Genomic DNA, 24,287 nt, shown 5'->3' with positions numbered 1-24,287 from the left:
GGCCCGTGCAGCCCTGTCCGAGAGCGGTGCGCAGGTCATGCTGACCGACGGAATTGCGGCGGCCTATCGCGATGGTGCGGCCAAGATGCAGGGCGCGGCTGGGGTTCAGGACATGCTGACGTCAATGTGCGACACCCGCGAAGCCAAGCCGTTCTTGTTCCGTGTGTCCGCGGACGACTGGATCGGCAACCACGCCCTGAGCGAAGAAGTCTTTGGTCCCCTCGGTCTGGTGGTTGTCGCCAAGGACGAGGCCCAGATGATCGAGGTCGCCAAGTCCTTTGTCGGCCAGCTGACCGCGACCCTGCACATGGACGATAGCGATGCGACACTGGCGCGCCGCCTCCTGCCGGTGCTGGAGCGCAAGGCAGGCCGCGTTCTGGCCAACGGCTTCCCCACAGGGGTCGAGGTTTGCGACAGCATGGTTCACGGCGGGCCCTATCCGGCGTCGACGAACTTTGGCGCAACCTCGGTGGGCACCCTGTCCATCCGCCGCTTCTTGCGCCCCGTGTGCTATCAGAACATCCCAGCATCGATCCTGCCCGACGATTTGGCATAAGACCATCCAAGGAGACTAGAAAATGACCCCCAACGAGATCAAAGCAGCCCTTGGTTCGGGACTGCTATCGTTCCCCGTGACCCATTTCGACGGCAATGGTGCATTCCAGCAGGACAGCTACCAGAAGCATATCGACTGGCTGGCGGGCTTTGATGCACCGGTTCTGTTTGCCGCAGGCGGCACGGGCGAATTCTTTTCACTGACCCCGTCGGAAATCCCGACTATCGTTCAGGCGGCCAAGGAAAGCGCGGGCAAAACCGCCATCGTGTCGGGCTGCGGCTATGGCACCGAAATGGCGGTCGAGATTGCTCAGTCCGTGCAGAAGGTCGGTGCAGATGGCATTCTGCTTCTGCCCCACTATCTGATCGATGCCCCCCAAGAGGGCCTGTTCGAACACGTCAAAAAGGTCTGCCAGTCGGTAGATTTCGGCGTGATGGTTTACAACCGAGACAACGCGGTGCTGCAGCCCGATACTCTGGCGCGCCTGTGTGATGATTGCCCCAACCTGATCGGCTTCAAGGACGGCACGGGCGATATCGGTCTGGTCCGCCAGATCACGGCCAAGATGGGCGACCGTCTAATGTATCTGGGGGGCATGCCCACCGCAGAGCTGTTTGCTGAGGCCTATCTGGGGGCTGGGTTCACCACCTATTCCTCGGCCGTGTTCAACTTTGTCCCCGCGCTGGCGAACAAGTTCTACAACGCGTTGCGGGCCGGGGATCGCGCCACTTGCGAAGAGATCCTGAAAGGCTTCTTCTATCCGTTCATGGACCTGCGCTCGCGCCGCAAAGGCTATGCGGTTTCGGCGATCAAGGCGGGCGTCCGTCTGGTTGGCTTTGACGCGGGCACCGTGCGGTCGCCCTTGTCGGACCTGACCCCCGAAGAAGAGCAGATCCTGCAGCAGATCATCGACGCCAACCCCGTCTGAGGCCCAAAATGAAGATCACCGACGTTCGTACCCACCTGTTGGAACACCGCCTCGAGACGCCGTTCGAGAGCGCCTCGATGCGGTTCGACCGCCGCGCCCATGTGCTGGTGGAGGTCATCTGCGACGATGGCACCATCGGGTGGGGCGAATGTTTGGGGCCCGCGCGCCCCAACGCGTCGGTGGTCGCGGCCTACAAGGGTTGGCTGATCGGGCAGAACCCGATGGAGACCGAGAAAATCTGGGCCACCTGCTATAACGCGCTGCGCGATCAGGGGCAGCGCGGGCTGGCGGTCACGGCATTGTCCGGCATCGATATCGCTCTGTGGGATATCAAGGGCAAGGCGCTGGGGCAGTCCGTGTCGATGTTGCTTGGGGGCCGCTTCCGCGAGAGTGTTCGCGCCTATGCCACCGGCAGCTTCAAACGCGATGGCGTGGATCGGGTCGAGGGTAACGCCAGTGAAATGGCCGCTCACAAGGCCGCCGGTTTCCACGCCGCCAAGATCAAGATCGGCTTTGATGTGGACGAGGACCTGCGCGTCATTCGTGCCGTCCGCGATGTGATGGGCGACGACATGCGCCTGATGATCGACGCCAACCACGGCTATGATGTGGTGGATGCAGTGCGTCTGGGGAACAAGGCCGCCAACTATGACATCGACTGGTTCGAAGAGCCCGTCGTCCCCGAACAGCTGGGGGCCTATGCCGATGTGCGCGCCCGCCAGCCGATCCCTGTTGCCGGAGGCGAGACATGGCACACCCGCTGGGGCTTTGCCGAGCCCTTTGCAAAACGTCTGGTGGACATTGCGCAGCCTGACCTGTGCGGGGTGGGCGGCTTTACCGAGATGCGGCGCGTGGCCGATATGGCGGCGACCAGCGGCATCCGTCTGGTGCCGCACGTCTGGGGCACGGGCGTCCAGATCGCGGCGGCGCTTCAGTGGATGGCGGCGCAAATCCCCAGCCCTGTGCGGCCCAACCCCGTCGATCCGATCATGGAGTTTGACCGGACCCATAACCCCTTCCGTCAGGCCGTCCTGACCACGCCCATCGAACACCAGAACGGCGTCGTCCAGATCCCGAACGCCCCTGGCTTGGGGATCGAGATTAACCGCGATGCGCTGCGTGAATTTGCCATGAAGGACGCGTGATGATTGACCGCAAGCTGAACGGCGAGCCGCCGAAAACCATCCTGCCGCGTGGTACCATCGACACCCAGATGCACATGTACGTGCCGGGCTATCCCGCGGTGGATGGCGGTCCGGGCCTGCCGCCCGCGCCCTTGCCGACGCCCGATATGTACCGCCAAGCGATGGAATGGCTTGGGATCGACCGCGTGGTGATCACCCAAGGCAACGCCCATCAGGCGGACAACGCCTGTCTGCTGGCCTGCGTGGCCGAGATGGGCGATCTGGCCAAGGGTGTGGCGGTGATCAGCAAGGACACCTCGGACGCCGAGATGGAGCGCCTGACCGCCGCCGGTATCGTCGGCGCGCGGATCATGGACCTGCCAGGTGGGGCAGTGGGGCTGGAGCAGCTAGAGGCCGTCGACGCCAAGGCTGCCGATGCGGGCTGGATGACTGCCTTGCAGTTTGACGGCACTGCCTTGCCCGATCTGGAGCCGCGCTTGAAGGCCCTCAAATCCCGCTGGGTTCTGGACCATCACGGCAAGATTTTCGGCGGCGTCACGCCTGCACATGTGGACACAATCAAGCGCCTGATCGACACTGGCAACGTCTGGTTCAAGTTCGCGGGCTGCTACGAGGCCACTTTGGTCGGCGGCCCCGACTTCCCCGATATCGCCGAGGTCGCGCGGGACATTGCCGCCTATGCCCCCGAGCGCATCATCTGGGGCACCAACTGGCCCCACAACCTTGCTAAAAAGACCGAGGATTATCCCGACGACGCAGCGTTGACCGACACGGTTCTGTCTTGGCTGCCGGACGAGAAATCGTTGCAGTTGGCACTGGTAGAAAACCCTCAGGAGCTTTACGGTTTTCCCAAATGGGAGTGAGGCATGAGACTGGTTTCTATCGGGGAATGTATGATTGAGCTGTCGGGCGCCGGAGAGAACCTCTGGCGTTCGGGTTTTGCAGGGGACACGTTCAACACAGCTTGGTACGCGCGGGCGACTTTGCCTGCTGGATCAGTGGATTACGTGACCTGCGTTGGCACTGATCCGGTGTCGCAGCAGATGCTCGATTTCATGGGGGCAGGGGGCATCGGCACGGACCACGTAATGCGCCATCCGACCCGCGTGGCGGGCCTCTATATGATTACCCTAAAGGACGGTGAGCGCAGCTTTACCTACTGGCGCGATCAGGCAGCGGCGCGCTGTCTGGCGGACGATCCGGCGACCTTGACCGCGGCTGTGAACGGGGCCGATCTGGTGTATTTCTCGGGGATCACATTGGGCATTCTGACCGCTGATCGCCGCGCCGCTTTGCTGGAGGCTCTGCAGGGGCAACGAATTGCTTTTGACCCCAACCTGCGCCCGCGCCTTTGGCCCGATACCGAGACGATGTGCGAGGCGATCATGCAGGCCGCGCGTGTCAGTGAGATTGCCCTACCGAGCTACGAGGACGAGGCAGATTTCTTTGGCGACGCAGACCCCGAGGCGACGCTGAAACGTTACGCCGACGCGGGCGCGACCGAAATCGTGGTCAAGAACGGCGGTGGCGACATGCTGGTGCTGGCAGATGGCCAAACTCATCTGATCGAACCCGGTCCCAAGGCGCAGCCCGTGGATACCACTGGCGCGGGAGACAGCTTCAATGGTGCATATTTTAGTGCCCGCTTACAGGGCATACCCGCACCTGAAGCGGCGCGTTATGCCCACGGGATCGCCAAGCAAGTGATCGGCCACAAGGGGGCGCTCATGCCCATGGATCAGATCGCAAAGGACGCCGCATGACCCGCATTCTTGCATTTGGTGACAGCCTAACATGGGGCCACAAACCCGAAGATGGCACCCGCCATCCTGCAGAGTTCCTGTGGCCGAACGTGTTGCAGCAGGAGCTTGGGGTCGAGGTGATCTCCGAAGGGCTCGGTGGCCGGACCACCGTATTTGACGACCATTCTGGTCCCTGTTGTCGAAACGGCGCCAAGGTGCTGCCAATCCTACTGCATTCCCACAGCCCGCTGGATTTGGTGATCGTGATGCTTGGGACCAACGATTTGAAGCCCACGATCTGCGGCCGCGCCGAGGGGGCTACTGCGGGGATGAAGCGTCTGGCGCAGATCATCCGCACCCATCCCTATGAAGGCATCGGGCAAACGCCCGAGGTGCTTCTGGTCTCTCCGCCGCCCTGCGTGATCGGGCCAGACGGTGTGACGGGCGGTGGGCGTGATGTGGCGGAAACTCAGCGTCTTGCGCCTACGTATCAGCAGTTGGCGCTGGACCTTGGCGTTGCGTTTTTCGACGCGGGGACGGTTGCCACGACCTCGGCCATTGATGGCGTGCATTTGCCCGCAAAAGACACAGCTTCGATCGGCAGTGCATTAGCAGCGCCGGTGCGGGAACTCCTGAACCTCTGACCGTTAAGTGGCAGCGCGAAGGAGCGTGCGATAGCGCTGTTGGCTGCCCTTCAGGTGTTGCCGCATCGCGTCGCGCGCGCCTTGCTCGTCGCCGTTCAGAATGGCGGTGACGATGTTGTCGTGCTCTGTGTTGATCATGGCCCCATAAGCATGCGGGGAGCCTTCGGACGATGCCGTGTCCAAAGCGCGCCGCGGAATGCTGTTCGGACCGACCACCTGCAAAAATTCGCAGAAGCGTGGATTGTTTGTCGCCTCGGCGATGGCGAGGTGCAGATCGAAATCCGCATCGGCAGAGGGCGCGCCACTGGTGTTCGCGTCTGTCACTGTGCGCAGGGCGTCGATGATCCGCTCTTCTTGCGAGGGGCTGCGGCGTTGTGCGGCCAGACCGGCGGCCTCGACCTCGACTGCGGTGCGCAATTCCAACAGTTCGATCATCGATGACAAGCGCGCGCTGTCGATGTTGGTAAAGGGTGCAGGCACCTCGGCGGCGGGCTCTAGCACGTAGACGCCTGACCCTTGGCGTGGCTCGACCAAGCCATCGGCGCGCAGGGCGGCAATCGCCTCTCGCACAACCGTGCGGCTGACGGTGTGATCGCGGGTGAGTTGCGCTTCGCTAGGAAGTTTGTCGCCGGGGCAATACTTCCCAGAAAGGATCATGGCCCGAAGGTCATCTCGTAGGGTTGCCACCAGTGTTTTGCGGGCCGAGGTTGTTATTGTTTTGCTCCTGATAACTGCTGGTTGCGCGGCTCGGATGGGCTTTGCGGCCCAAGCGTTGCGCGGACTGGCAGGATTTGGTTCAAGGGTACAAGAGTCTGACATACAATTGCAATTGTATGTCAGACTTCGCTGCGAAAAGCGCATCGCGGGCGGGGAACCCAATGTCGGATGGCGCGTTCCACTTCGATGCAAAGCAAAGGAGTGCCGCCGTGCTGGGACAATACCTGTGGAAATTGCGGCAGGTGCTCAAGGAAATCTGGGTGAGGGTGCTGGGATACGGCGCGATCGCCGTGCTGGCTGCCTTGGTGTCCCCGTCTTTGGCCCCATATGTCCCCGAAAATCTAAGGTTTGATCCAGGTGATGGTGCGGTTGAAGAGGTGCTTCAGATCATCGCTTCATCAATGTTGGCAGTGACGACATTCTCGCTGTCTATCGCAGTGCAGGCCTATGCGGCGGCGGCAACCTCGGCCACCCCCAGATCCACGGCTTTGCTGCAGCAGGACACGACGACGCAGAACGTGCTGGCGACTTTCCTTGGGGCGTTTCTGTTCAGTTTGATGGCAATCATCGGACTGGAGGCGGGCCTTTACAGCGACGACGGGAAATTCCTGCTGTTCGTCTCGACCGTATTGGTTGTGGCCACGGTCGTTCTGGCGCTGCTGCGGTGGATCTCCCACTTGATCAACTTCGGCCGCATGAACGACACGCTCGACCGGGTGGAGCAAGCTGCGACCCAAGCGATCAAGGCCCGTGTCGCAGCGCCCTTTCTTGGCGCTACCCCGCGTCTTGGAGCAATCCCTCCGGATGCACGGGCGGTCTATCCGGCGCAGGTCGGGTATGTGCAGCATGTGGATGTGGCAGGGCTGGATAAGCTGTCCGAGGAGATGGATATCGAGGTTTGGATCTCTGAACCCGCAGGCAAATTCGTGCATCCTTCCATTCCAATCCTCTATGTGACGGGCACGCGGCTAGACGAAGAGCAGATGGCGACGGTGCGCCAAGGTGTCACCATCGGGCGCGAACGCAACTTTGACCAAGATCCGCGCTTCGGTCTGATTGTTTTGTCAGAGATTGCGCTGCGTGCGCTATCTCCTGCAGTGAATGATCCGGGTACCGCAATTGACGTGATCTCGCGGCAAGCACGGGTGCTGAGCCTTTGGAAGCCCGAACCGCCGGACGAGCCGGATTGCAAGCGGGTTCATATGCCCCCGATCTCTGGCCAGAACATGATTGATGACGCATTTCATGCGCTCACGCGCGATGGCGCGGCCTTTGTCGAAGTTCAAATACGGTTGCATATTGCATTGAAAGCGCTGGCACAGAATAATGCAGAAGTGTTTGGACCGGCAGCCACCGCGCTGGCGGATCTGAGTATTCAAAGATGTACGGACGCGGGCATGTGTGATGACGACATCACCCGCTTGCGGAAACATGCCGATCTGACTCATCTTTTGTAGCTTTTTCTTTGAGTACGACTATTTTCTTTGGAACCTCCTGTGTGTTCAGTGCTTTGGTTGGTATGGTCGGGGACAACTCGGCTGCTGAAGAGGACTTATTTTGAAGCTACCGATTGGATATGACCGGACATCCGAGTTCGGCTCCCAACTTCCTGACCAAGATTTGCTCAAGCGATTGCGGGCGGAAACCCACGCGGTCCACGAGGAATTGGATCATCTATTTACCCCCTTCCAAGATGCGCCTCTTGACCATCTGGGATCGTTTTTGGCGGCCCAAATGGCCGGTTTGACCGCTCTGTCGACAGCTGCGCGCGTACCGCACGACGAGAACACGCTCATCCTTCTGTCCGAAACGTTGGACCGTTTAGAGCAAGACTGCCGATATTATGAATTGTCTGTCCCCGTGTTGCGTCACAAGCGGGACCTGCACCCGTTGGCTGTGGCCTATCTGGTGATCGGCTCACGCATGGGCACCGAAGTGCTGCGCCGCAACCTGATCAAGCACGGGATCGAGCGTATCCCGCTTTATTTTACACCCCAAGATTACAAGCACGCTTGGCAAGATTTGTGTGCACGTTTGCAAGGCATGGCTGGCGCTGGACCCGAGGCTGACGACATCTGCGCTAGCGTAATTGCGGGTTTTCATTTATTCCATGATGCCGAAGCCCGAACCCGTGACATGACAGGGAAATACTCGTGAACGATGCCTTAGCTTCAGGTGAGCCGTATGATGGCCAAGTCGACCTGACGACCTGCGACCGTGAGCCCATTCATATTTTGGGCCGCACGCAGTCTTATGGTGTTCTGATTGCTGTATCCTCTGACTGGATCATTCAGCATGTGTCCGAGAATATTGAGCCTGTCCTACACGAGACACCAGAGAACCTGATTGGCACGCCGTTGGATGCGGTGATGCCGCGCAAAGCCATGTCGCGCATCCGTGCCAAAGTTCTGGAAGGTCGAGAAACGATCGCGCGCCTATTCGGTATCAAGCTGCTGGACCCGATGACCCACTACGATGTGTCGATCCACAAAAGCGGACGGCACACGATCATCGAATGCGAGCCCAAGCAAACCCAACATGTGGATTCCGATACTCTGTCGGATGTCTATCCCCTGATACAGCGCATCCGCGCGGCTGGCGATATCAATCAGGTGGTGACCGAGGCGGCGCGCGCCGTGCGGTTGTTGACCGGCTTTGACAGTGTGATGGTCTACCAGTTTCAGGGCGATGCCTCTGGTTCTGTTGTGGCGGAGAACCGTCGCGGTGACTTGCCAAGCTATCTGGGGCTGCGCTTTCCGGCGTCTGACATCCCAGTGCAGGCGCGCCAACTTTATAAGCGCAGCCTGCTGCGATTGATTGCGGATGTCGATGACGAGGGCAGCGCGCTCTACCCTCAGGTCTCGCCCGAAGGCAGCCCGCTGGACCTGTCGCTGTCGGTGACGCGTGCGGTGTCCCCGATTCATCTGGAGTACCTGCGGAACATGGGCGTTCAGGCGTCGATGTCCGTGTCGATCATGCGCAACGGAGAGCTGTGGGGCTTGTTCGCCTGCCACCATCACTCTCCGCGCTATCTGGAATTTGAGCGTCGCACAGCGGTGGAACTGTTCGCCCACCTCTTTTCCTATGAACTGACCCATTTGGAAGAGCAGGAGCGGTCCCGCGCGCAGTCCGAAATGTCGAGCCTACAGACCCGTCTCATGGCATTGATGGCGCAGGGCGAAGACCTGGCGGAGAGCCTGATCAAGGTTTCCAGTGACCTGCGTGAAGTAATCCCCCATGACGGAATGGTCCTATTTTCCGATGGTGATTTTCACCAGATTGGCTCGACCCCGACCAAAGAAGAATTCGCCGGTCTGGCCCGTTTCCTGAACACCACTGCAGCATCGGGCGTTTTCACGAGCGATAGCATTGGCAAACAGTACAAACCTGCGGTCGACTGTGTGGATCGCTTTGCGGGTCTGATGGCGATCCCCATTTCACGCAGACCGCGGGACTATTTGGTTCTTTTCCGCCGCGAGATTGCAACCTCTGTCACATGGGCGGGCAATCCGCAAAAGCCGGTGACGCCCGGACCCAACGGCCTGCGTCTGACACCGCGCAAAAGCTTTGATGCGTGGCGAGAGATCGTCGCGGGGCATTGCGTCCCGTGGAATGAACACGCCAAGCACTCGGCAGAGCTCTTGCGTGTGCTTTTGCTTGAGATTTTCCTCAAGATTACTGATGCCACTGCCGATGAGCGCAAGCGCGCCCAAGAACGCCAAGAGCTGCTGATTTCAGAGTTGAACCACCGCGTTCGCAACATCCTGAACCTGATGCGCGGACTGGTGAAGCAAAGCTCGCAGGAGCGCGACACAGCAGAGGCTTTTGCACAGCGTTTGGATGGCCGTATCCAGTCGCTGGCCCGGGCGCACGACCAACTGACCGAGGACGAGTGGGATTATTCCTCGCTCAAGGATTTGATCCATCTGGAATTGGCGGCCTACACAGGCGGTGAATCGTCTGGCCGCATAGAATTGCTGGGGGATGACGTTCAGATATCGCCGCGTGCCTTTACCAATCTGGCACTGGTCATCCATGAATTGGTGACCAACTCGGTGAAATACGGGTGCCTGAGCAACGAGAGCGGCCGCCTGATCATCGCTCTGGGCAAAGACAGTGTGGGCGGGTTGACCATTGATTGGCGCGAGCGCGGTGGTCCTGCAGTAACGCCGCCGAAACGCCGGGGCTTTGGCTCTTCGATCATCGAACGGTTCGTCCCTTTCGAGCTTCAAGGGGAGGCGGACATTCAGTACAAAGTGTCCGGCGTCGAAGCCCGCTTTGTCATTCCTGCAAGCCACGTCGAATTTGTCGTCGTCGAAGAGACAAAGTCAGTCGTCGCCGAAGAGAGCGCCGATCCAGTCAACCTGACGGGCGTTGCGCTTGTGCTTGAAGATACGATGATCATCGCCATGGATGCGGCAGACATCATGACGGAACTCGGGGCGACCGACGTGCGCATCTGTTCTAACGTCAACGACGCCCTCAAGGAAATCGAGACTCACGACCTTCAGATCGCGGTTCTTGATGTGAACTTGGGATCAGAGCAATCGCTGCCCGTTGCCGAAAAGCTTGCAGAAATTGGGGTCCCATTTGTTGTCGCAACAGGGTATGGTGATCGCGAGGATTTGAAGGGGCTCTACCCCGATTGTCCTTTTGTTAGAAAGCCGTTTTCGAACGAAACTCTCGAGGCTGCGGTGGCCGAAGCCATGGATGCCAGTAAAAAGTGATTTCTGTTTGGCGCGTTCGCTGTGTACGCTAGTGCCGAAGGAAAGGTGGGTTCTGAAATGAGTATCCTTCTCGGCGATTTGCGCATCGATGCGTCAGCGTTGGAGACAGTGCTTGGAACGGTCGCGCAGCGCGCCAACATGTGTGTAAAGGTTCTCGATCAACATGGTGTGGTACGCGCTGTAAACGAGCGTGGGCTGGCGATTTTGCAGGTCTGCCAAGAGGATTTCTGCGGTCAGGTCTGGACTTCTCTCTGGGATGGCGAGTCCCAGCAGCGTGCCATCTCTGCGGTGGACCAGGGTTTCCGCGGCATTGCGAACAGCTTTTCGGGCACTTTCCAGACTGGCGACGGTGTTATGCGGTCGTGGGTCGTCGAGGTTCTCCCTCTGAATTCCCAAGAGAATGCCGTGGATTCGTTGCTAGTGATCTCGAACGACGTAACAGCGCATCCCTATCCTGTCGGCGCGCAGCCAGAGACAATCGAGGCGATGCAATCGCTGCTCGCCGCGAACAAGGATTCGCTGCACAATCTGAATAACATCGTCAGCATGACGGCCGGTGCCTCGCGTATTCTGTCGCGTGAACCCGACGCAGAGAAGGTGGCGGAGCTCTCGCAATATCTGCACGAGTGCAGTCTGAAGTGCCACGATGCGATTGCCCGCCTGCAGAGCGCGGTCGAGGCTGTCGAGGAAGCTCAGAAAGACGCGCTGGCTTAAGCCAGCGCGAGTGTTTTCTCAATCAGATCAACGAAGTCCGCGTAGCTTCCAAAGGCTGCGGTCTTTGGGATGCTGTTTAGATCAGTCTTGTGGTAGCCCTCGGTAAAGAACAGGAAAGGCACGCCACCGCGCTGCGCGGTTTCGGCGTCTACTTCGCTATCCCCGACGTAGATCACCGGTCCATCGCCAAGCGCGTCTGCTGCTGCGTGCAGCATCGCTGGGTCGGGCTTGTGGGTGGGCAGCGTGTCGCCGCCAATGACGCTATCGAACAAGCGCGCCATATCGAGATGCGCTAGAATAGCTTCGGTCGGTTTGAAGGGTTTGTTGGTACAGATGCCCAAGCTATGCCCTTTAGCCTTCAGCGCCTCTAGCGCAGGCACAACGCCATCAAACACCACGGTCAGATCAACTGCGCTGACATAGCCAATTTTGAACGCCGTGAGCAGTCGGTCCTGTTCGCTGTCGGGAATGTCCCGCGCTGCGCGCATGCGCGCCACGAACGTCGGTGCGCCGTTGCCGATAAAGCTGCGCGTCTGCTCCAATGTGATCGGCTGATGCCCCTCGGCCCCTAGGACGCCGTTGGCCACAGCTTGGATGTCCGGCGCGCTGTCAATCAGCGTGCCGTCCAGATCAAAAATGATGCGCGCCATTTACTGAGCGCTTTCGGCAGCCGCACGAATGGTACGAATGTTTTCGCCATAGACCTCGGGGTTGTTGACGGATCCGCCACGGAACACGGCAGAGCCCGCGACCAGTACGTCCGCGCCCGCTGCAGCGACCAGAGGCGCCGTGGTCGGGTCAACACCGCCATCGATCTCGATATGTACGGGGCGATCCCCAATCATCTCGCGCAGCTTGCGGATTTTGGTCGTCAGGTCGATGAACTTCTGGCCGCCAAAGCCGGGGTTTACGGTCATGACGCAGACCAGATCGGTTAGGTCCAGCAGGTGCTCGATCGCGTCCGCAGGAGTGCCGGGGTTCAGTGCGACGCCGGCCTTCATGCCCGCGCCGCGGATCGCCTGAAGAGTGCGGTGGATGTGGGGGCCTGCCTCAATGTGGGCGGTCAGGTAGTCGGCGCCTGCGTCCGCATAAGCGTCGATGTAAGCATCAACTGGGCTGATCATCAGATGCACATCCATCACCGTTTTCACGTGCGGGCGAAAGGCTTTGACCGCTGGCGCACCAAAGGTCAGGTTTGGAACGAAGTGTCCGTCCATGACGTCTACGTGGACCCAGTCTGCGCCCTGAGCTTCAATCGCTTGGATTTCCTGTCCGAAGTTGGCGAAATCTGCCGACAGGATCGAAGGGGCAATCTTGATAGACCGGTCAAAGCTCATCTGGCGTCTCCTTGGGTGGCGCAGCAATGCGCGTTTTCTTGGGACATGCTCTAGACTATTTGCCGCCGCTTGGCAGTCGCAAAATGCGGTGCGCGGTTCGTTGGTTAGGCTAAATGGTTTGCTCAAAAATCAGGCGATATGCTGAATCTTGGGTAATAATTGCGCGGCCCTTCATTGTGGTGTCACGGTCCGCACGGGATAGTGCCTGCCAGGAGGACCGAATGACGACCCCGCCTTTGATTGTTTTTACCGATTTGGACGGCACTCTGTTGGACCACGAGACCTATGATTGGTCGCCCGCAAAGCCGGTTCTGAACGACTTGGCAGAGAGGGGCATTCCGGTGATCCTCACCAGCTCCAAAACAGCGCCAGAGATTGCAGAATTGCGTAGCGCGATGGCGCTGGATGCATGGCCCGCGATCTGTGAAAACGGCGCAGGGGTGATGCCAGCTGGGGCGGGCGAGTTGCCCGATCGCGCACCTTATTTCCAATTACGCGAAGTATTGAACCAAGTGCCAGATGCGCTTCGACAGCACTACTGCGGTTTCGGGGACACGGACGCGGTAGGTGTGGCTGAGGCGACCGGCCTGCCGCTTGAGAGTGCTGAAAAAGCCGCGCTAAGGGCCTTCTCCGAGCCTGGGGTGTGGACAGGCACAAACGAGGACAGAGACGCCTTTGTCTCGGCGCTCGCTGCTCTTGGGGTGACAGCACGAGATGGAGGGCGGTTTCTGACGCTGGGGTGGGGCAGGATGAAATCCGATGCGATGGCCGAAGTGCTGGCCATGTACGGTCAGCCTCCCAGCATCGCCTTGGGGGACGCACCCAATGACATCGAAATGATCCAGAACGCGACCCACGGCGTGATCATTCCGAACCCCCATCGCGCACCTTTGTCCCCCTTGCAGGGCGAGGCCGAGGGGCGCGTTATACGGGAACAACTGGCAGGCCCCGAAGGTTGGGCGCACGCGGTGCGGGACATCTCGCGACGGTATAAATAAAACAATAAGGATCAGAACCTTGGCCGATTTTCACCAGAATGGACATATTGCAACGCTCCACAACCTGCGCGCCAAAACAGCCGAGGAGATGAGCCACGAGCTGACCACCTTTGCCGAGGACCGCAAGATCACCCTGATCCTGCCCTGTCTCTATTCAGAGCTTGAATTGCCCGCAATCGAACAGATCGTCGACGAGCTGTCCAAGGTACCCTATCTGCACCGGATCATTATTGGTCTCGACCGTGCCAATGCCGAACAGTATCGGCACGCGGTCAAATTCTTTTCCCGCCTACCGCAGAACCATGTGGTGATCTGGAACGACAGTCCGCGCAATCTGGCGATTGGTGAGCGGCTTCAATACCACGGCCTGTACCCTGCCGAGCCGGGCAAAGGCAAAAACGTTTGGGGCTGTTTGGGCTACATGATGGCGTGTCGCGATACCTCGGTCATGGCGATCCACGACTGCGACATCGCCACCTACAAGAAGGATATGCTGACCCGTCTGGTGTATCCTGTTGCGAACCCGCGATTCCCCTATCAGCTGTCCAAGGGCTACTACCCCCGCATCGGGGACGGCAAAATCAATGGACGCGTGACGCGCCTGCTGGTCAGCCCATTGCTGATCGCACTCAAGAAGGTCGTGGGCGACAAGGACTACATCGATTTCCTGCGGAGCTTCCGCTACCCGCTGTCTGGCGAGTTCGCCATGCGCACAGCGATGCTGCCAGATCTGCGCATCCCCAGCGATTGGGGGCTGGAGATTGGCGTCCTGTCCGAGGCATGGCGGAACCTTGCGCCGAAGTCGGTCTGTCAGGTCGAGATCAGCGATGCCTACGATCACAAGCACCAAGAGCTGTCGCCCGAGGATGCCGCGACGGGCCTAAACCGGATGTCCACCGACATCTGCAAGGCGATTTTCCGCAAGTTGGCTGCGGACGGCACAGTGTTCACGCCCAACGTCTTCCGTACGCTCAAGGCTGTCTATTACCGCACCGCGCTTGATGTGCTTGAAAGCTATTACAACGATGCGGAAATGAATGGCCTGACCATCGACCGCCACAAAGAAGAGCAGAGCATAGAGCTCTTTGCCGAGAACATCATGACGGCGGGGCATGCGTTCCTAGATAACCCGTTTGAGACGCCCTTTATCCCCACGTGGTCGCGCGTGCACGCGGCAGACCCGACTTTGATGGCGGATATGCTGACCGCGGTCAAAGACGACTACGCAGACCTCGCCTGAGGTCTGTGTTGCATGGTGCGGATGAAAGAAGGGGCCCCGGAGGGCCCCTTTGTCGTTAAAGGTGGTTGCTGATCCAGCGGCATTGATAAGGGGCCAATTGGATTTTCTGGCCGTGCGTGTGAATGACCTCTCCTGTCAGCAGATCGTACCAGTCGTGCCCGTCGATCAAGTTGATGGAAACGGGATCAATCTCGACTGTTTCGTCGCTGACATTATGCAGGGCAAAGATGGACTGGTCCCGTTCCAGACTCTGACGCCAGATGCCAAAGATGCGGTCGTCCAGTTGCAGGGTGAACTGTGTGGCATTGGGGTGGAATGCAGGCTGGCGGCCACGGATCGAAATTCGGCGCTTCATTTCGGTCAGGACGCGGCTCTGTGTGCTCTGCGGGTCCGATAGCTCAGCGTTCAGAGCAGGGTAATCCCACCGGTGGCGGTTGATGGCGCGGTTCAAGCCAGTTTTCTCGACCCCAGCCAGATCGTTCGAGGTCGCCAAGAGCACGTGGATGTAGAACGCAGGAATACCTTCCAAAGCCATGACGATGCTCTGGGCCGCAAGGAAGCGATCAATCTGTAGATCGTCCTGCCCCTTCATCGTCCCTTTGAGCGCGTCAAAGAAGGTGATGTTCAGTTCATAAGGGCTTTGCCCGCCATTGGGCAGGCTGCGCATCGAAACAAGGCCGCCGTGGGCCTTGACGCAGTCGATGACCTGCTCGGTTTCTGCAGGGGGCAGGATACCTTCGGCAGGGCGCATTCCAATCCCGTCATGGCTGGCCGAGAAATTCAAATAAGCACAGCCAAGTTGGGCGGGTGGCATGGTCGCCTGCCAACGGTTCAGATACTTTGCGGAACCCGAGAGCATGGCGTGCAGCAGTAGGGGCGGCAAAGAGAAGTTGTAAACCGCATGCGCCTCGTTCCGGTTCCCGAAGTAGGACAGGTTTTCCGCGTTCGGCACATTGGTTTCGGTGAGTAGGATCACGGGCTCTTGGGCAAAGTCAGCGAGCAGACGCATCAGGCGCACAATGGCGTGGGTCTGGGGCATGTGGATCGACTTGGTGCCGATCTCCTTCCAGATAAAGGCGACCGCATCCAGACGCACGATCCGCACGCCATTGTCGATGTGCAGGCGCGTAACCCGCAGGAATTCGAGCAAAACCTCTGGATTGCGGAAGTCCAGATCGACCTGATCATGGCTAAAGGTGCACCAAACATGGCGCGTGCCATTGGCCGTATTCACCTCGCGCAGCAAGGGGTGCGTGCGCGGGCGGACGACTTCGGACAGATCATCCTCGGGCGAGGCTTCGAAGAAAAACTTGTCATAGGGCTCGTGCCCCTGACGGTATTCGTTGAACCAAGTGGACTGGCTGCTGACATGGTTCAGAACCAGATCTGACATCAGCTTGAACTGCTTGGCGATGCGCTGGATGTCCGGCCAGTCGCCGAGGGTAGGGTTTACGGTGCGGTAGTCCGTGACCGCAAAGCCATCGTCCGAAGTAAAGGGAAAGAACGGCAGGATATGCACGCCATTGATCACGCCCTTCAGGTGGCGGGTCAGGAAATCGCGCAGCAGGTCCAAAGGCTTGTGCTGCCCGTCACGGATCGAATTGCCGTAGGTGATAACCATGCAGTCCCGCTCGGACCACAGATTGTTCGACGGCGTCCGAGGCCGCTTGCGGCGCGCTGTCCCCTCTGGCCAGAAGGCGTGCTGCACCGCTTGGCTCAACTCGGCTGGATCATGGTCGGGGTAAATCTGCGTCAGCAGGTCATGCAGGCGGATCAGAAACGGGTCGCGCATAATCAAAAGGGCCTTCTTTTTAGGCCAGACTAAGCACTAGGTCCCCGATTGAAAGCCCCCGCGCATCGGAAAGGCCCGCATCGCGGGCAGTCGCCGAATAATTGGGCAGTGGCTCAGGTCAGTCTTTGGGGGCGCAGAACAGCGAATACAGCATGTTGATCACTTGCGTGGTGCGATCATCTGCAAGGCTGTAGTAGATGGTTTTGCCGTCGCGGCGGGTCGAGACCAGCCCCTCTTCTCGCAGGCGGGCCAGCATCTGGCTGACAGCTGCCTGACGAATGTCCAAAAGCTGCTCCAACTCGCCCACACTGCGTTCCCCCGAGCCCAGATGGCACAGGATCATCAGTCGACCTTCGTGGGCCAACGTCTTGAGATAAGCCGCAGCTGCCTGAGCGTTGCTCGACATCTCGGAGGGTTCGGCGTGCAATTTTTCCAAGGGCGCGTTCATATGATTCTGCTTTTCGTCGCGACACTATACCTGCGGGTTAATCCGGATTCGAGACTCTCGGGCTCTATTCTCCGGCAGCAATCTTGTTTAGCAAACCTGCCAAGCGGGTAGGGTCTGCAAAAAACGGAGAGTGCGAGCAGTCCATAGCGTATACATCGCGCTCTGGCCAACCCTCTGTCATCGTTCGCTGATATTCCGGCGGGATTGTGCGGTCATCGTCACAGCGGATGTAGCTTTTGGGCACTGACGCATAGTTTTCGGCAATCTCTATCGGGGTTTCCTGCGGTTTGATTGGCTGTTGCCCCAGTCGCGTCAGGGCGAATGCAACCGTCTCTGGCGGGCAGTCGTGATAGAAAACATCCCGCGCCTGCGCTGGATCGATGCCAAAGCTGATCCCGTCTGGGGCTTTGATCACCGCCTGCATGAGCGGCTGATAGGGCGCTTCGCGGCGCATGTCTGCCAGCCCCATGCCGTTGCGGGGCGCATAGGCGCAGACGTAGACGAGCCGCTCGAAATTGGTGGGGTCCAACTCTGCCGCGCGCGAAATCGGAAAGCCCGCCATGCTGTGTCCCACAACGATGGTGGGGCCCTTCATGGCCTTGAGAATCGCCTCGGCGTACATATCCAGCGTGACATCGGCCAAGGGTGTACCGTCCGAACCGTGGCTTGGCAGGTCGATGGCGCGGGCCGAATGGCCGCGGGTGCGCAGGGCAGGGATCAGATCGCGCCAGCACCAAGCGCCATGGCAAGAGCCGTGAATTAGGAGAAAATCACTCATGAGAGGTGTCCTGTCGCATTCAGGAAATCAGTTAGCACGCGGGCATAGGTTTCGGGTTGGTCCACACAGGGCAGGTGGCCTGCACGGCGGATCAATGAAAATTCGGAGCCGGGGATCAGTTCGGTGGTTTCGCGCACCAGATCTGGCGGGGTTGAGGCATCGTTGACAGCCCCTATCCCCAGTGTGGGCAGGCGCAAGCTGGCCGTCGGTGTGTAGAAGTCCGTGCCCTTGATCGCTTCCATGGCGGCGATGTAGCCCTCGGGTGATGTGTCTTCGAGGATTTCTTTCACCCGCTGGATATGCGGCGCGGACAAATCCTGACGCGGGAACCAGCGCGCGAGCGACGCTTGAACCACGGCGCCGTGCCCTTGGGTGCGGGCCTCTTCAATCCGTTTCGCCCAAAGTGTTTCGTGGCCGATGCGGGCAGCAGTATTGGACAGGATCAGGCAGCGCACCAGATCAAGCCGCTTGACAGCGATCCCTTGGGCAATCAGGCCGCCGATGGATAAGCCGCAAAAGGCAACATCCTTGGCATTCAGGTGGTCCAGCAGACGTTCTGTGTCGCGCACGAGTGCGCCCATGCTGTAGGGGCCCGCAGGCACGTCGGATTTCCCATGGCCCCGCAGATCAAAGCGGATCACGCGCAGCGTGTCTGGCAACAAGTTGCACACCTGATCCCAGATCGTAAGGTCCGTTCCCAGCGCATGGACAAGAACCAACGCAGGTGCATGTTTGGGGCCTTCGTCGCGGTAGTGGAGCCGCAAGTCAGGGAGAAAAGCGAAAGGCATATTTTATTCTTATTTTTGGGTGCGCAGAGCCTACGCGGCGAAGGTGCACAGGGCAACTCTTTCGCACAGAGCCGGTCTAAATCCGCCGATTACTCCAGCGTCGCAAGCGCTTCGCTGAATTGTGCCGGATCAACATTGCCGCCAGAAACAACCGCAACGACGGCGTCACCTTGGATGTCGTCCGTATGGTAGAGCGCTGCGGCCAAGGCGACGGCCCCCCCCGGTTCGGCAACGATCTTGAGCCGCAGGAACGCTTGGGCCATTGCGCGCAAGGCGTTATTGTCCGTAACAGCGATCCCCGGTCCGCAGAGGCGCTGCTGGATCGGAAAGGTCAATAGACCCGGCGCAGGCGTCACGATCGCGTCGCAGATACTGCCGGACGGGCGGTCATTCGAAAGGATTTCCCCAGCGATCAGCGACCGTTTCGTGTCGTCGAAACCGACGGGTTCAACGGGACGGGCGCGCATCTGGGGTGCGTGCGCCTCGAGCGCTAGTGCGACCCCAGCTGTCAATCCGCCGCCCCCGCAGCACACTAGGACGTCGCCTGTTGTGACACCCAGTTCCGCCGCTTGCACTGCGATCTCAAGACCTGTGGTGCCTTGGCCCGCGATCACCATGGGCTCGTCATAGGGTTTGATCAAGGTCACACCGCGCTCTTTGCTCAGGGCTTGGCCGACCGCTTCTCGGCTTTCGCCGCCCACGCGATCATAGGTCACCACCTCGGCACCTAAGGCGCGGGTGTTCGCCAGTTTCAGGGCGGGGGCATCTTCGGGCATCACGATGACCGAGGGCACACCATGGCGCGCAGCGGCATAGGCGATCCCTTGAGCATGGTTTCCGCTGGAATAAGCTAAAACGCCTTTGGCGCGGACCTTTGGGTCCAGCGCCGAGAGGGCAGACCATGCCCCGCGGAATTTAAAAGATCCGGTGTGCTGCAAACACTCTGGTTTGACCAGAACCCGCCGCCCCGCCAACTCGTTAAGAAAGGGTGACTCCAGCAGCGGGGTGCGGCGGGCGTGACCCTTTAGGCGTTCGGCGGCGGCGGTGATCGCAGCAATGTCGGTCATGCAGGAACTCGGATACTCTTTAGAACAGCGTTGATTGCCTTTAACGCTTCGGGTTCATCGAGGAAAGGCACATGGCCCCGATCCGGCACGGTCGCGACCACCAAGTCCCCGTGACGTCGCGACATTTCAGCAACCGTCGCTTCGGACAAGAGATCCGAATTTGCCCCGCGGATCACAGCAACCGGTTTACCTTTGAGCGCGTCAAAGAAGGGCCACAGATCGGGAAAGTCGCCTGCCTTGGCTTGCTCGCGCATGGCATCCCCGAGCCGCGGATCGTAGCGCAGCACCACGTGGTTGTCGGCCTGACGGTAGATCGCTGCCGCATGTGCGCGCCAGCGCGACAACGGGACGTTTGGAAACTCTCCGCCAGCTTCTGCTTTGGCCATTGTTTGCGCAGCGGTTTCCAGATCGGGAAAGCGCGGGGTGACGCCCACGTAATCCTTGATCCGGTCCAGTCCGTCTTCGTCGATGACAGGGCCGATGTCGTTCAGAATAACACCCTGCAGGAGCTGCGGATGCGTCACCGCCAGCCCCATCGCGATCAGGCCGCCGCGAGATGTCCCAAGGATGACGACCCGTTCCAATCCTAGAAATGCGCAGAGCTCGACCACATCCGCAGCCTCGCGCGGGATCGAATAGTTCATGTAGTCGCCATCCCACTCGGACAGCCCGCGCCCACGACTGTCGAGTGTGATCGCACGCACACCCTTGAGATGGGGCAGCACGAACTGGAAATCGTCGCCATTGCGGGTCAGCCCCGGCAGGCACAGCACGGGCAGTCCGTCACCTTGGTCGGTGTAATGCAGGCTCAGTCCATCACTTGTGTCAAAACGGGGCATTAGATTTCCTCCAAAACGTCTGTAATTCCGGTCAAGTCTGCAGCGACGAAACGGGGCCGCCACGGCATCCTGTCGATCGGCTGACCCATGCGATTGACCCAGAGCGTGTAGAAACCGTAGCCCGCAGCACCAGCGGCATCCCATCCATTGGACGAGACGAACAGGACTTCATCCGCGCTGGTGTCAAAGCGTGCGCCAACCAGATCATAGACAGCGTAATCCGGCTTGTAGACACCTGCGTCTTCGACCGAGATCAAACCGTCAAGAAAATTCGCAATTCCCGCGGACTCTACCGCATCTTCCAGCATTTTCGGCGATCCATTCGACAGGATTGCACATCGTTTGCCCATGGACTTCAGGGAGCGCAGGATTTCGGGCACCTCAGGATAGGCAGGTAGTGCCCGATAGAGATCCAGAAGCTGCGCCCGAAGGGTGGCATCCTGATCCAGTCCCATCGCCTCGAGCGACCAGTCCAGACTGTCTTGGGTCACCTGCCAGAAATCGGTATGGGCCCCGGTGATGGCTCTGAGCCAAGTGTATTCCAGCTGCTTTGCCCGCCACGATGCAGCCAAGGCGGGCCAGTGGTCCGCCAATGCCTGTCCCTCTGGTGTGGACGCAGCCTGTTTGGCGGCGCCCGACACGTCGAAGAGCGTGCCATAGGCGTCGAAAATACAGGTCGATGTCATCAAGGTCTCCTCCCCTTGTGGGCATAGACTGCACGCATTCCCCATAAAATAAAAGCGGTTTGCAATCTGCGGGCACGATCCCTAAGTTCGTAGGGATCGCAAAGGAGAACCCGCGCAACGGACCGTGGCCTCCGCCAACTCACCCTCCGAAAATGTAGAAAGCGAGTCCCTCATGACCGAAGCAAAATCGGGCGATAAAGTACGCATCCATTACACTGGCACTCTGAACGATGGCAGCCAGTTCGACAGCTCGGCGGGTCGTGACCCACTGGAATTCACTCTGGGCAGCGGCCAAGTGATCGCTGGCTTTGACAAGGGCGTCACCGGCATGACCGTTGGCGAGAAGAAAAACATCACCATCCCCGCAGCCGAAGCCTATGGCGAGCGTCAGGAAGAAGCGTGCCAGCCCGTGCCGCGCGCAGACATTCCCGCAGACATCCCGCTGGAAGTTGGCCTGCAGCTGCAGATGCAGACCCCCTCGGGTCAAGTTGTTCCCGTCGTCGTTCAGGAAGTCACCGAAGAGCAGGTGGTTCTGGACGCAAACCACCCGCTGGCCGGTCAGGATCTGACCTTCGCGCTCGAGCTGGTCGAGATCGCCTGATCTCTTCGCTCAAGACGGTTTGACGGGGCGGCCTTTGGGTCGCCCTTGTTTTTTGGGGCAGGGCGCTGAGAGTGGTAGCCAAGACCTTTGTCTAGCAGGAGATGCCCATGCCCGCGCAAACACTGCCTGCGTCTGGAACTTGCCGCTGCGGCGCAACTGCCGTTTTGGTGAATGTGCCTGCGGTCATAACATCGGCATGCCATTGCAAGGGATGCTAGCGGATGAGTTCTCGCGCCTACTCTCACTCCGCAATTTAGCCCGCGCTCGGCGTTGAGGTTGTGCAGGGTACGACCGTGCTTTGGGGCGCAAAATCCCCTGATCTCGCGCATCATTATTGCCCGGATGATTATAGCTGGCTGTTCACACGCATCGGAATACTGCCGGATCTGGACTGGTGTCGCCCGTTCATTGAGACCCAGACCTGCGCAAGCTTAGCCGCAAATTCAAAACGCGCACCCGTGCGGATGCGCGTTTTGAATTCGGCAAGCAGACAAGATCAGATGTTGTCTGCTTGCGGCATACCTAGGACGTGGAAGCCTCCATCCACGGTGATGATCTCGCCGCTGGTGCACGCGCCGTAGTCCGAGGCCAGGTAAACAGCGGTGCCACCCACGGCTTCGAGCGTAGCGTTGTCGCCCAAGGGCGCGTTCGCTGCGGTGTGCTTGAAGGTTTTACGTGCGCCGCCGATGGCTGCGCCTGCCAGCGTTTTCATCGGGCCGGGCGAGATCGCGTTCACGCGGATGCCCTGTTGGCCCAGATCGTTGGCCAGATAGCGGGTGGCCGATTCCAGCGCTGCCTTGGCCACGCCCATGACGTTGTAGTATGGGGTCACGCGGTTCGAGCCCTGATAGGTCAGGGTGAGCAGCGTACCGCCGTTTGGCATCATCTCGGACGCGCGGCGCGCCACGTCGATGAAGCTGTAGCAGCTAATTTCCAACGAGTGCTTGAAGTTGTCACGGCTGGTGTTGATGAAACGGCCCGTCAGCTCGTTCTTGTCCGAATACGCGATCGCGTGAACGACAAAGTCGATGCTGTCCCAACGCTCTTTGAGCGCGGCAAAGCCTGCGTCCAAGGACGCCTCGTCGGTGACGTCCATATCAACCAGGAAATCTGAGCCCACGCTCTCTGCCAGCGGTTTGACCCGCTGACCGAACGCTTCGCCTTGGTAAGAGAACGCCAGTTCCGCGCCCTCGGCGGCCATTGCGCTTGCAATGCCCCAAGCAATCGAGCGGTTGTTGGCGACACCCATCACCAGACCGCGCTTGCCCTTCATCAAATCAGCCATCTTCTAAAATCACCCCAGATACTTGCTGAGCAGCATGGACCCGTTGGTCCCGCCGAAACCAAACGAGTTGGTCATAACAGTGTCGAGCCCCGCGTTATCCACGCGCGCCGTCGCAATTTCCTCGGGCTTCAGCGCGGGGTCCAGCGTTTCGACGTTGATCGACGGTGCGATGAAGTCGTTCTGCAGCATCAAGAGGCAGTAGATCGCCTCTTGGGCACCGGTTGCGCCCTGGCTGTGACCGGTCATCGATTTTGTCGAGGAGATCAGCGGCGTGCTGCCCTCGCCAAAGACGCGGCGGACTGCCTCGACTTCGCCCACATCGCCCACGGGGGTCGAGGTGCCGTGCGCATTGATGTAGCCAACTTTGCGCTCGGGGTTCAGGGACTGCAGGGCCAGACGCATCGCGCGCTCGCCGCCTTCGCCGCTGGGGGCAACCATGTCGTGGCCATCCGAGGTCGCCGCATAGCCGGTCACTTCGGCGTAGATTTTTGCGCCGCGGGCCAGAGCGTGCTCCAGATCTTCCAGAACGACGATACCGCCGCCGCCACCGATGACGAAACCATCACGGTCCGCGTCAAACGCACGCGACGCTTTCTCGGGGGTGTCGTTGTATTTCGAGGACATCGCGCCCATCGCGTCGAACAGGCAGGACAGGGTCCAATCCAGCTCTTCGCCGCCGCCCGCGAACATCACGTCCTGCTTGCCCATCATGATCTGCTCGGCTGCGTTGCCGATGCAGTGCAAAGAGGTCGAGCATGCCGAGGTGATCGAGTAGTTGATGCCCTTGATCTTGAACGCGGTCGACAGGTTGGCCGAGATGGTCGAGCTCATGCATTTCGGAACCGCAAAGGGCCCGATCCGCTTGGGCGACATGTTCTTCAGAACCGTCTGGTGGGCAGCGAGCATGGAGCTGGTCGAGGGACCGCCCGAACCGGCAACAAGGCCGGTGCGCTCGTTCACGATGTCAGACTCTTCAAGACCGGCATCGGCGATGGCCTGCTGCATGGCGATATGGGCATAGGCCGCACCGGGGCCCATGAAGCGCAGGGTGCGCTTGTCTACGTGCTGGGTGACATCAAGGTTGATCGCGCCTGCGATCTGGCTGCGAAAGCCGTATTCCTTCATGTCCTCGTTGGCGGTGATGCCCGAACGGCCAGCCTTCAGGCTGTCCAGAACTTCGGCGGCATTGTTACCAATGGACGATACAACGCCCAATCCTGTGACGACGACGCGGCGCATGGCGCACTCCTCTTCC

Annotated in this window: 24 protein-coding genes and 1 pseudogene; 13 read left to right on the top strand and 12 right to left on the bottom strand. The window is 59.7% G+C overall.

The window, feature by feature from the left end:
* The 6 genes and pseudogenes from N4A58_RS01075 to N4A58_RS01050 all read left to right on the top strand — a co-directional run.
* Nucleotides 1–556, top strand: a pseudogene (locus tag N4A58_RS01075) (aldehyde dehydrogenase (NADP(+))); the annotation flags it as partial.
* Nucleotides 557–578: 22 nt separating this feature from the next.
* Nucleotides 579–1,484 carry a 5-dehydro-4-deoxyglucarate dehydratase gene (kdgD, locus tag N4A58_RS01070; protein ID WP_293707097.1) on the top strand — a complete coding sequence of 302 codons (906 nt, stop codon included), beginning with the start codon at nt 579–581 and terminating at the stop codon, nt 1,482–1,484.
* An 8-nt stretch (nt 1,485–1,492) separates the two neighbouring features.
* Nucleotides 1,493–2,629: a mandelate racemase/muconate lactonizing enzyme family protein gene (locus tag N4A58_RS01065; RefSeq protein ID WP_293707095.1), complete on the top strand. Its 1,137-nt coding sequence runs from the start codon at nt 1,493–1,495 to the stop codon at nt 2,627–2,629.
* Nucleotides 2,629–3,492 carry an amidohydrolase family protein gene (locus N4A58_RS01060; RefSeq protein WP_293707093.1) on the top strand — a complete coding sequence of 288 codons (864 nt, stop codon included), beginning with the start codon at nt 2,629–2,631 and terminating at the stop codon, nt 3,490–3,492. The genes N4A58_RS01065 and N4A58_RS01060 overlap by 1 nt, the downstream gene beginning before the upstream one ends.
* A gap of 3 nt (nt 3,493–3,495) precedes the next feature.
* Nucleotides 3,496–4,392, top strand: a complete 897-nt coding sequence (locus N4A58_RS01055) for a sugar kinase (RefSeq protein ID WP_293707091.1) — start codon at nt 3,496–3,498, stop codon at nt 4,390–4,392.
* Nucleotides 4,389–5,015 carry an SGNH/GDSL hydrolase family protein gene (locus N4A58_RS01050; RefSeq protein ID WP_293707090.1) on the top strand — a complete coding sequence of 209 codons (627 nt, stop codon included), beginning with the start codon at nt 4,389–4,391 and terminating at the stop codon, nt 5,013–5,015. Before N4A58_RS01055 ends, N4A58_RS01050 begins: the two co-directional genes overlap by 4 nt.
* Nucleotides 5,016–5,018: 3 nt before the next feature.
* On the opposite strand, the gene N4A58_RS01045 is transcribed toward N4A58_RS01050, so the two are convergent.
* Nucleotides 5,019–5,702 (bottom strand): FadR/GntR family transcriptional regulator, encoded by a 684-nt coding sequence (locus N4A58_RS01045; protein WP_245780538.1) that lies wholly within the window; start codon nt 5,700–5,702, stop codon nt 5,019–5,021.
* Between the two features lie 191 nt (nt 5,703–5,893).
* Between N4A58_RS01045 and N4A58_RS01040 the strand changes: the two genes are divergently transcribed.
* From N4A58_RS01040 to N4A58_RS01025, 4 genes are all read left to right on the top strand, one after another.
* Nucleotides 5,894–7,189 (top strand): DUF2254 domain-containing protein, encoded by a 1,296-nt coding sequence (locus N4A58_RS01040; protein ID WP_293707089.1) that lies wholly within the window; start codon nt 5,894–5,896, stop codon nt 7,187–7,189.
* A gap of 100 nt (nt 7,190–7,289) precedes the next feature.
* Nucleotides 7,290–7,889, top strand: a complete 600-nt coding sequence (locus N4A58_RS01035; protein WP_293707088.1) for a biliverdin-producing heme oxygenase — start codon at nt 7,290–7,292, stop codon at nt 7,887–7,889.
* The gene (locus tag N4A58_RS01030; protein ID WP_293707087.1) at nt 7,886–10,459 is read left to right on the top strand and encodes an HWE histidine kinase domain-containing protein; all 2,574 of its coding nucleotides are present in this window, start codon (nt 7,886–7,888) and stop codon (nt 10,457–10,459) included. Before N4A58_RS01035 ends, N4A58_RS01030 begins: the two co-directional genes overlap by 4 nt.
* A 57-nt stretch (nt 10,460–10,516) precedes the next feature.
* Nucleotides 10,517–11,173: a PAS domain-containing protein gene (locus tag N4A58_RS01025; protein WP_293707085.1), complete on the top strand. Its 657-nt coding sequence runs from the start codon at nt 10,517–10,519 to the stop codon at nt 11,171–11,173.
* On the opposite strand, the gene gph is transcribed toward N4A58_RS01025, so the two are convergent.
* Both gph and rpe read right to left on the bottom strand, forming a co-directional pair.
* Nucleotides 11,170–11,823: a phosphoglycolate phosphatase gene (gene gph, locus N4A58_RS01020; protein WP_293707084.1), complete on the bottom strand. Its 654-nt coding sequence runs from the start codon at nt 11,821–11,823 to the stop codon at nt 11,170–11,172. The two genes, N4A58_RS01025 and gph, sit on opposite strands and share 4 nt — an antisense overlap.
* Nucleotides 11,824–12,510, bottom strand: a complete 687-nt coding sequence (gene rpe, locus N4A58_RS01015; RefSeq protein WP_072705477.1) for a ribulose-phosphate 3-epimerase — start codon at nt 12,508–12,510, stop codon at nt 11,824–11,826.
* Nucleotides 12,511–12,731: 221 nt separating this feature from the next.
* On the opposite strand from rpe, the gene N4A58_RS01010 reads away from it, so the two are divergent.
* Both N4A58_RS01010 and N4A58_RS01005 read left to right on the top strand, forming a co-directional pair.
* Nucleotides 12,732–13,508, top strand: a complete 777-nt coding sequence (locus N4A58_RS01010; protein ID WP_293707082.1) for a mannosyl-3-phosphoglycerate phosphatase — start codon at nt 12,732–12,734, stop codon at nt 13,506–13,508.
* Nucleotides 13,509–13,527: 19 nt separating this feature from the next.
* Nucleotides 13,528–14,748 carry a glycosyl transferase gene (locus N4A58_RS01005; RefSeq protein ID WP_072705481.1) on the top strand — a complete coding sequence of 407 codons (1,221 nt, stop codon included), beginning with the start codon at nt 13,528–13,530 and terminating at the stop codon, nt 14,746–14,748.
* A 55-nt stretch (nt 14,749–14,803) separates the two neighbouring features.
* Here N4A58_RS01005 and N4A58_RS01000 read toward each other — a convergent pair whose 3' ends face one another.
* The 7 genes from N4A58_RS01000 to N4A58_RS00970 form a co-directional block, all read right to left on the bottom strand.
* Complete coding sequence (locus N4A58_RS01000) at nt 14,804–16,540, bottom strand: sugar phosphorylase (protein ID WP_293707081.1); 1,737 nt, start codon at nt 16,538–16,540, stop codon at nt 14,804–14,806.
* A gap of 118 nt (nt 16,541–16,658) precedes the next feature.
* The gene (locus tag N4A58_RS00995) at nt 16,659–16,946 is read right to left on the bottom strand and encodes a helix-turn-helix transcriptional regulator (RefSeq protein ID WP_072705597.1); all 288 of its coding nucleotides are present in this window, start codon (nt 16,944–16,946) and stop codon (nt 16,659–16,661) included.
* A 106-nt stretch (nt 16,947–17,052) separates the two neighbouring features.
* Nucleotides 17,053–17,766, bottom strand: a complete 714-nt coding sequence (locus N4A58_RS00990) for an alpha/beta fold hydrolase (protein ID WP_293707079.1) — start codon at nt 17,764–17,766, stop codon at nt 17,053–17,055.
* Nucleotides 17,763–18,554 carry a 3-oxoadipate enol-lactonase gene (pcaD, locus tag N4A58_RS00985; protein WP_293707077.1) on the bottom strand — a complete coding sequence of 264 codons (792 nt, stop codon included), beginning with the start codon at nt 18,552–18,554 and terminating at the stop codon, nt 17,763–17,765. The genes N4A58_RS00990 and pcaD overlap by 4 nt, the downstream gene beginning before the upstream one ends.
* Before the next feature lie 89 nt (nt 18,555–18,643).
* The gene (locus N4A58_RS00980; RefSeq protein WP_293707075.1) at nt 18,644–19,621 is read right to left on the bottom strand and encodes a threonine/serine dehydratase; all 978 of its coding nucleotides are present in this window, start codon (nt 19,619–19,621) and stop codon (nt 18,644–18,646) included.
* Nucleotides 19,618–20,460 carry an alpha/beta hydrolase gene (locus tag N4A58_RS00975; RefSeq protein ID WP_293707074.1) on the bottom strand — a complete coding sequence of 281 codons (843 nt, stop codon included), beginning with the start codon at nt 20,458–20,460 and terminating at the stop codon, nt 19,618–19,620. The genes N4A58_RS00980 and N4A58_RS00975 overlap by 4 nt, the downstream gene beginning before the upstream one ends.
* Nucleotides 20,460–21,149, bottom strand: coding sequence for a haloacid dehalogenase type II (locus N4A58_RS00970; protein ID WP_293707072.1), 690 nt, complete (start codon nt 21,147–21,149; stop codon nt 20,460–20,462). The genes N4A58_RS00975 and N4A58_RS00970 overlap by 1 nt, the downstream gene beginning before the upstream one ends.
* Nucleotides 21,150–21,318: 169 nt before the next feature.
* Here N4A58_RS00970 and N4A58_RS00965 point away from each other — a divergent pair, with 169 nt between their 5' ends.
* Nucleotides 21,319–21,747 carry an FKBP-type peptidyl-prolyl cis-trans isomerase gene (locus N4A58_RS00965; protein WP_072705495.1) on the top strand — a complete coding sequence of 143 codons (429 nt, stop codon included), beginning with the start codon at nt 21,319–21,321 and terminating at the stop codon, nt 21,745–21,747.
* A gap of 496 nt (nt 21,748–22,243) precedes the next feature.
* On the opposite strand, the gene N4A58_RS00960 is transcribed toward N4A58_RS00965, so the two are convergent.
* The gene (locus tag N4A58_RS00960) at nt 22,244–23,032 is read right to left on the bottom strand and encodes an enoyl-ACP reductase (RefSeq protein ID WP_293707070.1); all 789 of its coding nucleotides are present in this window, start codon (nt 23,030–23,032) and stop codon (nt 22,244–22,246) included.
* Nucleotides 23,033–23,041: 9 nt separating this feature from the next.
* Nucleotides 23,042–24,271, bottom strand: coding sequence for a beta-ketoacyl-ACP synthase I (gene fabB / locus N4A58_RS00955; protein WP_293707069.1), 1,230 nt, complete (start codon nt 24,269–24,271; stop codon nt 23,042–23,044).
* Nucleotides 24,272–24,287: the final 16 nt, after the last annotated feature.

Origin of the sequence: Donghicola sp., from assembly GCF_025210255.1 — a bacterium.
GTDB lineage: Bacteria > Pseudomonadota > Alphaproteobacteria > Rhodobacterales > Rhodobacteraceae > Donghicola > Donghicola eburneus.
This window is presented reverse-complemented; position numbering and strand designations above follow the sequence as displayed.

What these genes read in the sequence shown, in the direction of transcription:
- kdgD (WP_293707097.1), top strand. Translation starts at nt 579, where the DNA reads ATGACCCCCAACGAGATCAAAGCAGCCCTTGGTTCGGGACTGCTATCG.
- N4A58_RS01065 (WP_293707095.1), top strand. Translation starts at nt 1,493, where the DNA reads ATGAAGATCACCGACGTTCGTACCCACCTGTTGGAACACCGCCTCGAG.
- N4A58_RS01060 (WP_293707093.1), top strand. Translation starts at nt 2,629, where the DNA reads ATGATTGACCGCAAGCTGAACGGCGAGCCGCCGAAAACCATCCTGCCG.
- N4A58_RS01055 (WP_293707091.1), top strand. Translation starts at nt 3,496, where the DNA reads ATGAGACTGGTTTCTATCGGGGAATGTATGATTGAGCTGTCGGGCGCC.
- N4A58_RS01050 (WP_293707090.1), top strand. Translation starts at nt 4,389, where the DNA reads ATGACCCGCATTCTTGCATTTGGTGACAGCCTAACATGGGGCCACAAA.
- N4A58_RS01040 (WP_293707089.1), top strand. Translation starts at nt 5,894, where the DNA reads ATGTCGGATGGCGCGTTCCACTTCGATGCAAAGCAAAGGAGTGCCGCC.
- N4A58_RS01025 (WP_293707085.1), top strand. Translation starts at nt 10,517, where the DNA reads ATGAGTATCCTTCTCGGCGATTTGCGCATCGATGCGTCAGCGTTGGAG.
- gph (WP_293707084.1), bottom strand. Translation starts at nt 11,823, where the DNA reads ATGGCGCGCATCATTTTTGATCTGGACGGCACGCTGATTGACAGCGCG.
- rpe (WP_072705477.1), bottom strand. Translation starts at nt 12,510, where the DNA reads ATGAGCTTTGACCGGTCTATCAAGATTGCCCCTTCGATCCTGTCGGCA.
- N4A58_RS01010 (WP_293707082.1), top strand. Translation starts at nt 12,732, where the DNA reads ATGACGACCCCGCCTTTGATTGTTTTTACCGATTTGGACGGCACTCTG.
- N4A58_RS01000 (WP_293707081.1), bottom strand. Translation starts at nt 16,540, where the DNA reads ATGCGCGACCCGTTTCTGATCCGCCTGCATGACCTGCTGACGCAGATT.
- N4A58_RS00995 (WP_072705597.1), bottom strand. Translation starts at nt 16,946, where the DNA reads ATGTCGAGCAACGCTCAGGCAGCTGCGGCTTATCTCAAGACGTTGGCC.
- N4A58_RS00990 (WP_293707079.1), bottom strand. Translation starts at nt 17,766, where the DNA reads ATGAGTGATTTTCTCCTAATTCACGGCTCTTGCCATGGCGCTTGGTGC.
- pcaD (WP_293707077.1), bottom strand. Translation starts at nt 18,554, where the DNA reads ATGCCTTTCGCTTTTCTCCCTGACTTGCGGCTCCACTACCGCGACGAA.
- N4A58_RS00980 (WP_293707075.1), bottom strand. Translation starts at nt 19,621, where the DNA reads ATGACCGACATTGCTGCGATCACCGCCGCCGCCGAACGCCTAAAGGGT.
- N4A58_RS00975 (WP_293707074.1), bottom strand. Translation starts at nt 20,460, where the DNA reads ATGCCCCGTTTTGACACAAGTGATGGACTGAGCCTGCATTACACCGAC.
- N4A58_RS00965 (WP_072705495.1), top strand. Translation starts at nt 21,319, where the DNA reads ATGACCGAAGCAAAATCGGGCGATAAAGTACGCATCCATTACACTGGC.
- N4A58_RS00960 (WP_293707070.1), bottom strand. Translation starts at nt 23,032, where the DNA reads ATGGCTGATTTGATGAAGGGCAAGCGCGGTCTGGTGATGGGTGTCGCC.
- fabB (WP_293707069.1), bottom strand. Translation starts at nt 24,271, where the DNA reads ATGCGCCGCGTCGTCGTCACAGGATTGGGCGTTGTATCGTCCATTGGT.